General features: G+C 27.8%; 6 protein-coding genes. 3 read left to right on the forward strand and 3 right to left on the reverse strand.

The annotated features are described in order from the left end of the window. Positions 1–24: 24 nt before the first annotated feature. Both H9I45_RS09610 and H9I45_RS09615 read right to left on the reverse strand, forming a co-directional pair. Positions 25–3546, reverse strand: coding sequence for a T9SS type A sorting domain-containing protein (locus H9I45_RS09610; protein ID WP_088354795.1), 3522 nt, complete (start codon positions 3544–3546; stop codon positions 25–27). A 183-nt stretch (positions 3547–3729) separates the two neighbouring features. After that, positions 3730–11085 carry a leucine-rich repeat domain-containing protein gene (locus tag H9I45_RS09615; RefSeq protein ID WP_191141227.1) on the reverse strand — a complete coding sequence of 2452 codons (7356 nt, stop codon included), beginning with the start codon at positions 11083–11085 and terminating at the stop codon, positions 3730–3732. A gap of 188 nt (positions 11086–11273) precedes the next feature. On the opposite strand from H9I45_RS09615, the gene asnS reads away from it, so the two are divergent. From asnS to H9I45_RS09630, 3 genes are read left to right on the forward strand one after another with little or no spacing between them, the layout of a single operon-like run. Next, the gene (gene asnS, locus H9I45_RS09620; RefSeq protein WP_088355477.1) at positions 11274–12707 is read left to right on the forward strand and encodes an asparagine--tRNA ligase; all 1434 of its coding nucleotides are present in this window, start codon (positions 11274–11276) and stop codon (positions 12705–12707) included. 24 nt (positions 12708–12731) lie between these two features. Next, the gene (rpoN, locus tag H9I45_RS09625) at positions 12732–14192 is read left to right on the forward strand and encodes an RNA polymerase factor sigma-54 (RefSeq protein ID WP_088355476.1); all 1461 of its coding nucleotides are present in this window, start codon (positions 12732–12734) and stop codon (positions 14190–14192) included. Next, entirely contained in the window at positions 14192–14791 is a 600-nt protein-coding gene (locus H9I45_RS09630) for a hypothetical protein (RefSeq protein WP_228454835.1), read from the forward strand. The genes rpoN and H9I45_RS09630 overlap by 1 nt, the downstream gene beginning before the upstream one ends. On the opposite strand, the gene H9I45_RS09635 is transcribed toward H9I45_RS09630, so the two are convergent. Then, on the reverse strand, positions 14786–15463 hold the full coding sequence (locus tag H9I45_RS09635) for a porin family protein (RefSeq protein ID WP_088355475.1): 678 nt from the start codon (positions 15461–15463) through the stop codon (positions 14786–14788). The two genes, H9I45_RS09630 and H9I45_RS09635, sit on opposite strands and share 6 nt — an antisense overlap. Positions 15464–15496: the final 33 nt, after the last annotated feature.

Below are 15496 nucleotides of genomic sequence, written 5' to 3' on the forward strand. Positions count from 1 at the left end.
GGTTTAAATTGTTACTTTGTCTTTTTACTTTTTTATTATTCTTTTTACAATTTTCCCATTTTCGCTATTAATATTTAAAAAATAAATTCCTTTTGATAAATCAGAAACATCTATTGCATTTTCAGGATTTCTTATCACCTTTACTTTTTTGCCTAAAACATTAAATATCATAATAGTACTGATTTTTAAATTATCTGAATTTTTAATTTGTAATATATCGTTTACAGGGTTTGGATAAAATGATATTTTTTGTACAATCACATTATCAGCATTTAAAGCACCACAATTTGTATTGTATGATGTTGTAGTATCTTTTTGCCAATCAAGTTTTGCTTCAGCTTTAGCTACATCATCAACTTTAATACAACTTAAAGCATTATTAAATTTTGTATTTACTACAATAATTGCTTCATTATTTCCATTTCTTAAATTTAAATCGGTTAATTTATTAGACTCTAAAGTCACAAATTCTAATTTGGTATGCTTGCTTAAATCTAATTTTTGTAAATTATTATTTGTTAAAAATATATCTCTTAATTCTAAGTTATTTGATAAATCTAAATTCTCAAGATATACATCAAAAAAATTAATATGGGTTAATAATGTGTTTTTTGTTAAATCTATATTTTGTAACTCTAATTCGCCTGCATATAATTGAGTAAGTTTTAAATTTTTGGTTACGTCTAATACTTTAAGACCAGAAGTGGTAACATTTAAAATTTCTAAATTTAAAAGATTGCCAATATCTAAAGTAGCTAAATCTGTTGTAGCTAAATTTAGATTAATTAAATTGGTTAAAGTATTAATATTTATTGGTGTTATTTTATTGCCCCTTAAATTTAAGTACTCTAAATTAGGATACAAAGCACCATTAAAACTTGATAAATTATTGGTATTAAGGTTTAAAATTTTTAAAATTTGCTTGTTAGGTATATCTATACTCGTAATTGAATTGTTAGTAACCGTAAGACTAACTAAAGCTGTATTTGTTAATAAATCTATAGAAGATAATCCCATTCTATCTAAACGTAATAATTTTAAATTTGGAGAAGTTTTTACATCAACAGTAAGTTTAGCTGAGTTACTAATTTCTAAATTTTCTAAATTTGAAGCTTCACTAAGATTTAAACTTTCTAAATTTACATGACCATTTAATGCCAAAGTTTTAAGTGCACTATTATTTTGTAATTTTATTTCTAATAAAGTATTATCGAAAGTATTAGATTGGTAACTTTCTAGTTTTTGCAAACCAGATAAATCAACACTAATTACTGGGTTAAAATGAACTTGTAAATCTTTTAAATTATCAAATTCTGTTATTCCTTTTAAACTAACAATGCCTCTATTATTTAAGTTTAACTCTTCAATTTTTAATGCTTCAGATTTTAAGATGTAGCCATTGTAAACATCATCAAAACCGAGATTAACTAATGCATATTCAAAATTTTGATCTTCTATTTTTATTGGTGTTCCTAAATTATTTGAAGTTTGAAAGCCACAATTACTATTAAATACTGAATTAGCATCCACATCTGTAAAATTAGCAACTGCATAAGCTACATCGTCTACTTGTACACAAGTCAGATTTGGTGCATTTAATAGCTCTATAGTAGAGGCCACTTTATTAAAACCATTATTTAAGTTAACTTTTTCTAAATTAGTAATATTTTTAGCATATAAAATAGTAATTGGACAATTACCAAAATCTAATTCTTTTATAAAAATATTATCATTTATACTAAAAGTGCCTAATTTTTCATTTTTACTAACATCTATATTTTCTAATTTATTTGAATTTACGTATACTTCTTCCAATAAAGTATTTTTTGTTATATCTAAAGCATCTATTGAGTTATTATTTGCATATAAATATATCAATTTCAGATTGTTAGTAACATCTAATCTAGAAAAATCACAATTTTCTATATTTAATCTTTCTAAATCTAAAAAAGCATTTGTATTTATTGTATTGCCTATTTTACTACCTGCTATGTCTAAACCCTTAAGTTTTGTTAATCCGTTTATATTAAGTACTGTAAAATCTACCTTTTGATTATTTACATTTATAGTTTCTAAATTAGTTAAAGCAGTTGCATCAAAAGACGAAAAATTATTTTGAGATAAATTTATAGATTCTATACTACTTGGTATTGTAATTGTATTTATATTGTTACTATAAGCACCTAAAGATTTTAATTTTATATTTTTACTTAAATCTAACTGCTGTAAATTGTTACTGTATATAAAAAAACTCTCTAAAACTACATTTTTAGAAACATCTATTTTTTCTATTTTATTTAAAGCTAAAAAACAACTGGTTAAATTTATATTTTTAGATAAATCTATATCTTTAACACTTGTTAAACCAATTTGAAAGTTATCTAAATTTATGCATCCAGATAAATTTGTATAAACAAGAGCATTATTAAAGTTTAAGTTTAACGACTTTAATTCTGGATTATCTTTTAATAATACTGCTTGTGTAGTTGTATTATTTGCACCAATATATTCTAATTTTTGTAGGCCAGTGAAGTCTATTATTTTCACTTGACTATTACTAAAGAGGAATCTTGTTAAATTATTAAAGTATTTAACTCCTTCATAATTAGCTGTAATATAATTTCTTACATTTAGGGATTCTATCTTATTAGCGTTAGTTTTTAGTATGTAGCCATCAATAATATCATCAAAACCCATATCTATTAAAGCGAATTCAAAATCTTGATTTGGTATATTTATTACTTCTATATAATTACAGTTGCTGTTAAAATTGGCTTTGCTATCTATGTTGCTCCAATTTATTTGAGAATACACTGGGTCATCAACTTGAATGCAGCCTAAATTAGAGTTATTGGTTAAATCTACAACAGTTAAATTTGTATTATTTCCATTTTTTAGATCTAGTTGCATTAAATTTTGATTGTTAAAAAGACGTAGTTGTTTTAGCTTAGTTGCTTTACTTAAATCTAACGAAGCAAACTTATTATTTGGTGCGTATAAATCTTCTAAATTGGAATTTTCACCAAAAATAATTGTGCCTAAATTATTATTTTGTATAAATAATGATTTTAGTTTTGTATTCTTAGAAATATCTATAGAGGTTAAAGAATTGTTAGCTAAGTTTACAGAAGGTAGGTTTATAAAAGCTTCAATACCTGTAAGGTTAGTAATACCTTTGTTACTGCCATCTAAAGCAAAATTTACAGCTTCAGCTTCAGTAATTTGTATTTCATCATCATTATTTGTATTTATTGCTGGTTCTGCTAAAAGCGCATTTTTTAAAAGAATATCTGGTATTTTTACAATTTCAGAACTAAGAGACGTAGATTTTTTGTAAGTTAGGTTACTTATTGTTTTTTTATTTTGTTGCTTATTTATCTCTCTATATTTTATAGCATCTTTGTAAGTTATAGTTCCATCAAATCCATTATTGTCAAACCCTTTTTCTATTAGTTCTTTCTCTAAGTTTTTATCTATAATTGTTAATTCTTGACAATAAATATTTATTGTCAAAAAAAGTATTGGTAATAGTAATTTTCTTTTCATTGCTTTTGGTTTTAATTAATTTTATGTTAAAATAATTTTATAAAACTATGATTAGTTCAAGAAGTTATCAATACCTACAAATAAGTAATTTAATACCCACCTTTTTTTTATCAATAAGAATATTACAACATAAAAAGCCAGTATCTTAATAAATACTGGCTTTAAAAATCAAAAAAACTATTACTACTTTTTAACGATTCTTTTTACAATTTTCCCGTTTTCGCTATTAATATTTAAAAAATAAATTCCTTTTGATAAATCAGAAACATCTATTGCATTTTCTGGATTTCGTATCACCTTTACTTTTTTGCCTAACACATTAAATATCATAATAGTACTGATTTTTAAATTATCTGAATTTTTAATTTGTAATAAGTCGTTTACAGGGTTTGGATAGAGTTTTATTTTGTCAGAAAATGACACATCTTCTGTATTTAAGGTAGCGTCATAATTTAAAGTAATTCTTTCTGTTTCTATTGTTAAACCAGTAATTACTGTGTTAGATACTACGCAATAATAAAAGGCGGCATCTGAACTTGTAGCATCTTTAATTTCATAAGTACTATTGGTTGCATCAGTAATTGGACTCCAATTTTTATACCATTGATAAGTATTATTGGTTCCACTCACAACAGCTTCTAGTGTTTTATCAAAACCATCGCCAAAATCAATTGCTTCTTCTACTCCTACTTTTGCTTGAGTTGAGTAACTAAATGTTTGTAAATTTTGATAATTTGTAAACTCATCTTCAAAATCTCCAAACTGAAACTTGTTACTATTAACATATAAACTTGTTAAATTTGTAGCATTTGTAAAATCTGGTAAGTTACCTTCAATTTCGTTATTTTGTAGATAGACTGTTTTTAAGGCTAACATATTACTCATTTCTCTTGGTAAACTTGTAATCTTGTTACTATTTAAATACAAAGTTTCCAGTGAGGTTAAGTTTCCAAAAGTTGCTGGTAAAGCTCCTGAAATTTCATTAGAACTTATTTGTAAATTCGTCAACTTGGTTAAATTCCCAATACTGGTTGGTAATTCACCCTTCAATTGATTACTACTCAAAGAAATATTGGTAATGTGTTTACCACCATCTACAATTTTAGTAGTTACACCTTGCCATTTTGTAGCATTGTATGGATTATTAATTAAAGCTTTAGCTAAATTACCATTCCAATTGGTGTTATTTCTCCAATTTGCTCCATCCAAATTATTATACATATCTACCAAAGCTTGCATTTCGTTTTCTGGTATATTATTGTAAGCACTACAATCTTGCCCCCAAACTATGCTTGGGTAATTTGTTGCATGAGTAGTAGCTTCCCAATCTGAAATTGTATTTTGTGGAACTGCAATACAGTTTAAGTATTGATTGTAAAAACTAAAATCGTTCCTAAATTGGTTTTCTGAATCATAACTTCTATCAAAAACATTTGGTAAAACACCTATCTTTAGTCCAGTAATTTGGTTACTTGAAACGATTAATGAAGTTAGATTTACAAGGTTACTAAAATCTAAATTACCTTCTAATTGATTAGAACCTAGTTCTAATCTTTTTAAAGAGGTAAGATTATTAATTTCCGTAGGAATTGTTTTTAATATATATTCAGAATCTTTTAGTTGACTCGTAAAAGTTAACTGTTCCAAATTACCTAACTCTCCAATTTCTGCAGGAATTTCTGAAATAGCATTACTATTTATTTCTAATTCTTTTAATTGAGTTAAATTTTTAATGACAGATGGTATAGTACCATCTAATTGATTAGAATTTAACTCAACTTTAGTAACATGTTTCTGTCCGTTTATTATAGCTGTTGTAACTCCATACCAAGCACCTACATTTCTTTTTTGGGTTGTATCATTTAACCAAGTAACACCATTATATGATGCAGATAAATCGTTTCTCCAATCCATACCTTTTGTATTGTTGTAAATTGCAATTAAAGCATCTCTTTCTAAATCTGGAATAGAATTGTTAGTTACTGCACTACAATTATTTGAATAAACTACGCCATTGTCTATTTTGTTATTTTTTTCATTTGCTTCTGATAATTGCCAAGCAACTAATTCATCTGTTGGCACTTCTATACAGCCTAATGCGTTTCTTTTTGCTGAAAAATTTGAAACAGAATTACCCCCAAAAATTGTAGGTGAAACACCTAATTTTAATTTTTTAATACCATTGTAATTTAAATATAATGATGTTAAAATTTTTAAATTTTCTAAATTTAAATCACCTTTTATTAGGTTATTATTAAGTCTTAATTCTTTTAGATTTAATAAATTACCAATAGTACTTGGTAAACCCTTTAATGAATTACTCGTAACACTTAACTCTTCTAAATTTGTTAAACTACCAATAGTGCTTGGTAAACTTGTTAAACCATTACTATCTAAATTTAGTAACTTTAAATTTGTAATATTTCCTATCTCATTTGGTAAAACCATTAATGTTTGGTCTCCTTCATAACAATTACCTGTACATTGACTATCTATTATCAATCTTTCTAATTTTGCAAAATTACCAATACCAACAGGTAAACTCGTCAATTCGTTAGACGATAAATTTAGATAAGTTAAATTTGGTAAATCTCCTATTTCATCTGGTAATTCTGTTAATTTATTATTGTATAAGTGCAGACTTTCCAGCTTACCTAACAAACCAATCTCTTTTGGCAAGCTTGTTATGCTACAACTTCTAGTTGGATAATTAGCATCACCTAAATTTAAAACAACTAGTTCTGTTAAATCTTTTATTTCTGACGGTATTGCTCCTTCTACTCCATAAACTTCTAAATGAATGGAAGTAATATGCTTCTGACCATTTACTAAACCTGTAGTAATTCCTTGCCAAGAACCAACATTACTTAATCCTGAAGGATTAATATCCCAATTCGTACCAACCCAAGTCGTACCTTCATCACTAGTATTTGCTCCTCCTCCTGTAGATTTATAAAAAGCAATTAAAGCTTCTCTTTCTTTTTGTGGAACTCTGTAGCCTGTACAATTATCACTGATAGCAACTCCATTGTCTACTGATAATTGATTAGAACTTTTCCAAGAACTTAATTCAGCTGTTGGTACTTCTACACAAGTTAAATTTGGATTACTAGTTATGTATGCATAAAATGGGCTTCCTCCTAACTTTATTCCTGTAATTAAATTTGTACCTAATGATAAGGAAGTTAATGAAGTTAAATTACTAAAATCTAAATCACCTTCAATTTTATTATTGGAAGCATTTAAAGTTTTTAAAGTAGTAAGATTATTAAGCGCACTTGGTAGACTCGTTAAATGATAAACATAAGGTGAACCTGACGTATATTGAGATTGTATATCTAAATCTTCTAATGAACTTAAATTACCAATCTCTTCTGGTAAACTCTCTAATTTATTAGAACTTAAGCTTGCTATTTTTAATTTTGATAAATTACCAATAGTACTTGGTAAACCAGTTAATAAATTACTCGTAATACTTAACTCTTCTAAATTTGATAAACTACCAATAGTGCTTGGTAAACTTGTTAAACCATTACTATCTAAATTTAGTAACTTTAAATTTGTAATATTTCCTATCTCATTTGGTAAAACCATTAATGTTTGGTCTCCTTCATAACAATTACCTGTACATTGACTATCTATTATCAATCTTTCTAATTTTGCAAAATTACCAATCCCAGCAGGTAAACTTGTTAATTCGTTTGAAGATAAATTCAAGTAAGTTAAATTGGGTAAATCTCCTATTTCATCTGGTAATTCTGTTAATTTATTATTAATTAGATATAGAGTTTCCAGCTTAACCAACATACCTATTTCTTTTGGTAAACTTGTAATATTACAACTTCCATTCGGATAACGACCATCACCTAAATTTAGTGAAACCAATTCTGTTAAATCTTTTATTTCTGACGGTATTGCTCCTTCTACTCCATAAACTTCTAAATGAATGGAAGTAATATGCTTCTGACCATTTACTAAACCTGTAGTAATTCCTTGCCAAGAACCAACATTACTTAATCCTGAAGGATTAATATCCCAATTCGTACCAACCCAAGTCGTACCTTCATCACTAGTATTTGCTCCTCCTCCTGTAGATTTATAAAAAGCAATTAAAGCTTCTCTTTCTTTTTGTGGAACTCTGTAGCCTGTACAATTATCACTGATAGCAACTCCATTGTCTACTGATAATTGATTAGAACTTTTCCAAGAACTTAATTCAGCTGTTGGTACTTCTACACAAGTTAAATTTGGATTACTAGTTATGTATGCATAAAATGGGCTTCCTCCTAACTTTATTCCTGTAATTAAATTTGTACCTAATGATAAGGAAGTTAATGAAGTTAAATTACTAAAATCTAAATCACCTTCAATTTTATTATTGGAAGCATTTAAAGTTTTTAAAGTAGTAAGATTATTAAGCGCACTTGGTAGACTCGTTAAATGATAAACATAAGGTGAACCTGACGTATATTGAGATTGTATATCTAAATCTTCTAATGAACTTAAATTACCAATCTCTTCTGGTAAACTCTCTAATTTATTAGAACTTAAGCTTGCTATTTTTAATTTTGATAAATTACCAATAGTACTTGGTAAACCCTTTAATGAATTACTCGTAATACTTAACTCTTCTAAATTTGTTAAACTACCAATAGTGCTTGGTAAACTTGTTAAACCATTACTATCTAAATTTAGTAACTTTAAATTTGTAATATTTCCTATCTCATTTGGTAAAACCATTAATGTTTGGTCTCCTTCATAACAATTACCTGTACATTGACTATCTATTATCAATCTTTCTAATTTTTCGAAATTACCAATCCCAGCAGGTAAACTTGTTAATTCGTTAGACGATAAATTTAGATAAGTTAAATTTGGTAAATCTCCTATTTCATCTGGTAATTCTGTTAATTTATTATTGTATAAGTGCAGACTTTCCAGCTTACCTAACAAACCAATCTCTTTTGGCAAGCTTGTTATGCTACAACTTCTAGTTGGATAATTAGCATCACCTAAATTTAAAACAACTAGTTCTGTTAAATCTTTTATTTCTGACGGTATTGCTCCTTCTACTCCATAAACTTCTAAATGAATGGAAGTAATATGCTTCTGACCATTTACTAAACCTGTAGTAATTCCTTGCCAAGAACCAACATTACTTAATCCTGAAGGATTAATATCCCAATTCGTACCAACCCAAGTCGTACCTTCATCACTCGTATTTGCTCCTCCTCCTGTAGATTTATAAAAAGCAATTAAAGCTTCTCTTTCTTTTTGTGGAACTCTGTAGCCTGTACAATTATCACTAATAGCAACTCCATTGTCTACTGATAATTGATTAGAACTTTTCCAAGAACTTAATTCAGCTGTTGGTACTTCTACACAAGTTAAATTTGGATTACTAGTTATGTATGCATAAAATGGGCTTCCTCCTAACTTTATTCCTGTAATTAAATTTGTACCTAATGATAAGGAAGTTAATGAAGTTAAATTACTAAAATCTAAATCACCTTCAATTTTATTATTGGAAGCATTTAAAGTTTTTAAAGTAGTAAGATTATTAAGCGCACTTGGTAGACTCGTTAAATGATAAACATAAGGTGAACCTGACGTATATTGAGATTGTATATCTAAATCTTCTAATGAACTTAAATTACCAATCTCTTCTGGTAAACTCTCTAATTTATTAGAACTTAAGCTTGCTATTTTTAATTTTAATAAATTACCAATAGTACTTGGTAAACCAGTTAATAAATTACTCGTAATACTTAACTCTTCTAAATTTGATAAACTACCAATCGTGGTTGGTAAACTCGTTAATCTATTACTATTTAAATTTAATGATGTTAACTTATTAATATTCCCAATATTAGCAGGCAACTTCGTCAATTTATTATTTTGTAAAGTCAACTCCTCCAACAAAACCAAATCAGACATATCCTCTGGTAAATCTGTATTAAAATTAGCATTCTCTTCTCCTAATCTATTGTTATGTAATCGTAAGAATTTCAACTTTGTAAAACCACCTAAACCAGAAACTACTTGTAATTCATTATCATTTAAAAATAACGTTTCTAATTGGGTAAGATTTGCAAAAGCGGCAGGTGTATTTGATAATTCACAATTTGCAAAATCTAAAAATTGTAGTTTGGTTAGTTGCCCAAATTCTGAAGGAATACTTGCAATATTATTTGGTGCTGCTACTAATCTTCTCAACTCCACTAAACCACCAATTTGCGGTGGTAATAAAGATATTTTTGTGTTGGCAAATTCTAAAATTTCTAACTTTTTTAAATTTCCAATTGTTGTTGGTATTAAATCTATTTGTGTATTGCTAAAATACAATTGTTCTAAATCTGTAAAACTACCTAAACCAGATGCTATTGAAGGAATTTGATTATTACTAATATTTAGAATCTTTAAATTTACTAAATCGTAAAAATTAGCTGGAATTGCAGTAATTGAGTTATTATTCAAATACAAATCTTCTAATTTGCTCGCGTTTTTTAATTCTGTTGCAATGGTATTAATTCCAGAATTTGGTATGTGTAAATGTTTTAACTCTGTAAAAACACCAATTTCTACTGGCATTGGTCCATTAATTCCTGAACCTGTAGTATGAATTTCAGTAATTCTGGTTTCTCCATTAAGGACTTCAACATTTAACCATTCTGTATCATTTACTCCAGATTTTATTGTGTTTGCGTACGTGTATGTTTTATTTTCATATAGTTTTTTTAACGCTTCTCTTTCTAAAGTGTTTGGAGTTGCTGTTTTGTCTGCTTGGTCATAAGCAACTATTTTTAAACCTAAATCGAAATAATCTGAACCTAAATTTGTAAAACTTGCCACATTTGGTATTTCTATAAATGCTAGATTTGGCGTATTTTGAACTCGTAATCTTCCATTTTGGGTAATATTTTGACCTGAAACAGTATTAGAAGATAATTTTAAAAAACTAATATTGGTATCATAAATTTGAACAGTAGTGATAGCATTAAACTGACTAAAATCTAAACTACCAGAAAATGGGTTCTTTGCAATCCAAACAGAATTAATATTGCTAGGAAAAAGATCTTGACTTATTTCTCCAGTTAACTTATTATCAATTAAATTTATAATTCTGAGACTACTTAATTGCGATAAATCTGGAAAATTACCAAAAAGGTTGTTTTCTCTTAAACCTATATAATTAATATTATCAGGAAAATTACTGACTGCTATTTCATCACTTATAGAATTGTTTGATAATTCTAACCTTCTTAAATTTGTTAAATTATATAAATTGCTTATGTTTCCAGACAGATTATTCTCAAATAATCTAATCTCTATTATAGTATTATTTTGTACAGTTACTCCAAACCAAGTAGAAACATCAGAAGTTGAGTTTATATCTGTATCCCAATTGGTATTATTTGTCCAATTGTCGCCATCTGTAGCATTGTAAAAATCTATTAAAGCTTGCCTTTCTGATTGAGAAATTTGTGCGGTTATTGCAAAAGAAAAAAACGTAAATAATAATAGTAGTTTTGTTTTCATGAGAATAGTTTTTAAGTAATCTTCAAATATAGATTACAAACTAACATGAATAAATACCTACTTATAGGTAAATTTGCACTCTTAAAAAATTGAAATATCTTTCATTTTTTAACTAATATTTTACTGCAAAAAAAAGTATCTTTACTCTTTTAATAGACTTTTTCCGAATACAATATATTTAATAAATGATGATGAAAAGCAACGTAGCAGAAATTTTAAAATCAGGTACAGTATTACAAGAAATAGCCTTAAAAGGTTGGGTAAGAACTTTTAGAAGTAATCGTTTTATTGCTTTAAATGACGGTTCTACAATAAACAATATTCAATGTGTTATCGATTTTGAAAACACTTCTGAAGAAACACTAAAAAGAATTACAACTGGAGCAGCAATTTCAATAAAAGGAACTTTGGCAGAAAGTCAAGGAAAAGGACAATCTGTAGAAGTTCAGGTTTCAGAAATTGAAATTTTGGGAGATTCTAATCCAGATGAATATCCAATTCAACCTAAAAAACATAGCTTCGAGTTTTTAAGAGAAAACGCACATTTACGTGTTCGAACAAATACATTTAGTGCAGTAATGAGAGTGCGTTCTAAACTTTCTTTTGCTGTGCATAAATACTTTCAGGATAATGGATTTAACTATGTAAACACACCAATTGTTACAGGTTCAGATGCTGAAGGTGCAGGAGAAATGTTTCGTGTAACTTCCTTCGAAGACAATAAAGCACCAGTTACAGAAGATGGAAAAATAGATTATTCTAAAGATTTCTTCGGAAAAGAAACCAATTTAACGGTTTCTGGTCAATTAGAAGCAGAAACCTATGCAATGGCATTGGGAAAAGTATATACCTTTGGTCCAACTTTTAGAGCAGAAAACTCAAATACAACACGTCATTTAGCAGAATTTTGGATGATTGAACCTGAGGTTGCGTTTATGGATTTAGATGGCAATATGGATTTGGCAGAAGATTTTATAAAATCGGTTTTAGGCTATGTTTTAGAAAACTGTAAGGATGATTTGGCCTTTTTAGACCAACGTTTAACACAAGAAGAAAGTAAATTACCACAAGCACAAAGAGGTGAAATGAGTTTGTTAGAAAAACTTAAATTTGTCGCAGATAATAATTTTAAAAGAGTTTCTTACACAGAAGCAATCGATATTTTAAGAAATTCAAAACCAAATAAAAAGAAGAAATTCCAATATCCTATTGACAAATGGGGTGCTGATTTACAATCTGAACACGAACGTTTTTTAGTTGAAAAACATTTTAAATGTCCAGTTATTTTATTTGATTATCCTGCAGATATTAAAGCATTTTACATGCGTTTAAACGAAGATGGAAAAACGGTAAGAGCCATGGATGTGTTATTTCCTGGTATTGGAGAAATGGTTGGTGGTGCTCAACGTGAAGAACGTTATGACGTTTTAGTTGAAAAAATGAAAGCCATGAATATCGACGAGAAAGAACTTTGGTGGTATTTAGACTTACGTAAATTTGGTACAGCAGTACATTCTGGTTTTGGTTTAGGTTTCGAAAGATTGGTTCAGTTTACAACAGGAATGGGAAATATTAGAGACGTAATTCCTTTTCCAAGAACACCACAAAATGCTGAATTTTAAAAAGAATTCTCTATCTTTAAATCTATGTTAAAACAAAGTTTAAATTATAAACTCTTACAGAAATTATCTCCTCAACAAATTCAGTTGATGAAGCTAATTCAACTACCTACACAAGCATTTGAGGAACGTTTAAAACAAGAGATTGAAGAAAATCCTGCTTTAGATACAGGAAAAGACGAATCAGATTCTATAGACGACGATTTATCTAATGAGTTTGATGATGACTCTGGAAACGAAAAAATTGAAGCAGAAGATATAAATATTGATGAGTATTTAAGTGATGACGAAATTCCAAATTACAAAACTCAAGCAAATAATTATTCTGCAGATGATGAAGAAAAAAACGTCCCTTATGCTGCAGGCACTAGTTTTCATCAATCTTTAAAAAACCAATTAAATACATTTCGTTTAGACGAAGAAGAAAAAGCAATTGCCGAATTTTTAGTAGGTAGTATAGACGATAGTGGTTACATTCGAAGAGAAATTATAGATCTTGTAGACGATTTAGCATTTACAGCAAACATTTTTACAACAGAAGAAAAAGTTATTTCCGTTCTTAAAAAAGCTGTACATACTTTAGATCCAATTGGGGTTGGTGCTCGCGATTTAAAAGAATGTTTAATCATTCAGTTAAAAGCAAAAGAGCCTAATAAAAATAGAAGTTTAGCGATTGAAATTTTAGATACTGCTTTCGATCATTTTGTAAAGAAACACTATAAAAAATTACAAGAGAAGTTCAATATTTCCGAAGAAGAACTCAAAGAAATAAATACAGAAATTTCAAAACTAAATCCAAAACCTGGTAGTTCTTATGCTGGGAATAATAAAATTGCAGAGCAAATTGTACCGGATTTTTCTATTAAAATTATTGATGGAGAATTAGATTTAGTTTTAAATTCTAGAAATGCTCCAGAATTACATGTTTCAAGAGAATATAATAACATGTTAAAAGGGTATCAAGAATCGAATATAAAAACGAAATCACAGAAAGATGCAGTTTTCTTTATTAAACAGAAGTTAGATGCTGCAAAGTGGTTTATAGATGCCATAAAACAGCGTCAGCAAACACTTTTGATAACCATGAATACTATTATGCATTATCAATACGATTATTTTTTAACAGGTGATGAGCGAAAGCTAAAGCCAATGATTTTAAAAGATATTGCAGATAAAATTAATATGGATGTTTCTACGGTTTCTAGAGTTGCAAATAGCAAATATGTTTCTACACCTTATGGAACAAAGTTAATTAAGGTTTTCTTCTCTGAATCTATGAAAAACGATCAAGGTGAAGATGTTTCTACAAGACAAATTAAGAAAATTTTAGAAACAGTTATAACAGAAGAAAACAAGAAAAAACCACTTACAGACGAGAAATTAGCGGCTATTTTAAAAGAAAAAGGTTACCCAATTGCAAGAAGAACTGTTGCAAAATATAGAGAACAATTAGATTTACCAGTTGCTCGTTTGCGTAAAGAAATTTAGTGAAATTTTATAAAACCATATCTGTAATTTTACATCCTATTGTGGTTCCTACAATTGGTGTTATTCTCTATTTTTTATTGATTCATAGTTATTTAAATAGCAATCAAAAACTAGTTTTATTAAGTTTAATTTTTGTAACCACCTATTTAATTCCACTATTGATTTTAATTTTGTTTAAAAAAATTAAATTGATAAAAACGTTTAATGTACATAGCATTAAAGAACGAAAAATTCCTGTTGCAATGATGATTGTGCTTTTCTATTTATTAGGAAACACACTTTTTAGAACCTCTAATTTAGATGATTTAGGATTATTATTTTATGCAACTTGTGGAGCCTTAGTATTAGTTTACTTCTTATTTGTTTTCCAACTTAAAACAAGTCTTCATTTAATTTCTATGGGAATAACAACTGGCTTTTTTATGGTTTTAGGTGCAAAATATGGTCAACCTTTTCCTATTATAATAATTACAATAATAATTCTTGCTGGTATTGTTGCGAATGCTAGGTTGTATTTAAAAGCACACACACCTTTAGAAGTTTATTTAGGGTATTTTATAGGCTTCTTATCTCCTTTTGTTACTTATTATTTATTATAAGAAGTAGAAAATCAATCCGAACTTTAATATTTTAGTATTTACAGCTTCAGAATTTATTACAGCGTCTTTAAAAATTGGAGACAAACCGTAAAAAACATTCATATTAAACTCATCGTAACCAGCAGAAATGGTTAAACCATATTGTAGTTTATTGTAAGCAGTAACGTTATTATAATTAAATTGATTGTTGTTTGCATCTTCAAACTGGAAACTATTAGAAACATTATATAGAAATTTAATTCCAGTGTATACTCTCCAAAAACTATATTTATTAGCTGTAGAAGTTCGCCATCTTAGTTCTAAAGGAAACTCAATATTATGGGATTTATAAAAATTAGAGTTGATGGTATTATCACTAGAAAATGATGTTTTCCCATTAATTTCTTCAACTTTTAATTTGTGATTAAAAAAATCATATCCATAGCCTAAACCTGCTGCAAATGAAATATTCCCACTTTTATTTAAAATAAAATCTTTAATGAAACCAGTAGATAAAGAATAGGAAAAACTACTCTTAGAAATTAAACTAGGTTGGTCGTTTAGCTGGCTAAAGGAAATAGAAACATAAATTTGATCCTCTGCATATCTATCTCCTAATTGTAAAGAATCTTTCTGCGCGAGAAAATTGGATGTATAAAAAAGTAAAAAAACAACAAATAAGATATGTTTCATAATGTATTTAACGAAATATAAAGATACATTATT

Origin of the sequence: Polaribacter haliotis (assembly GCF_014784055.1) — a bacterium.
GTDB classification, from domain to species: domain Bacteria; phylum Bacteroidota; class Bacteroidia; order Flavobacteriales; family Flavobacteriaceae; genus Polaribacter; species Polaribacter haliotis.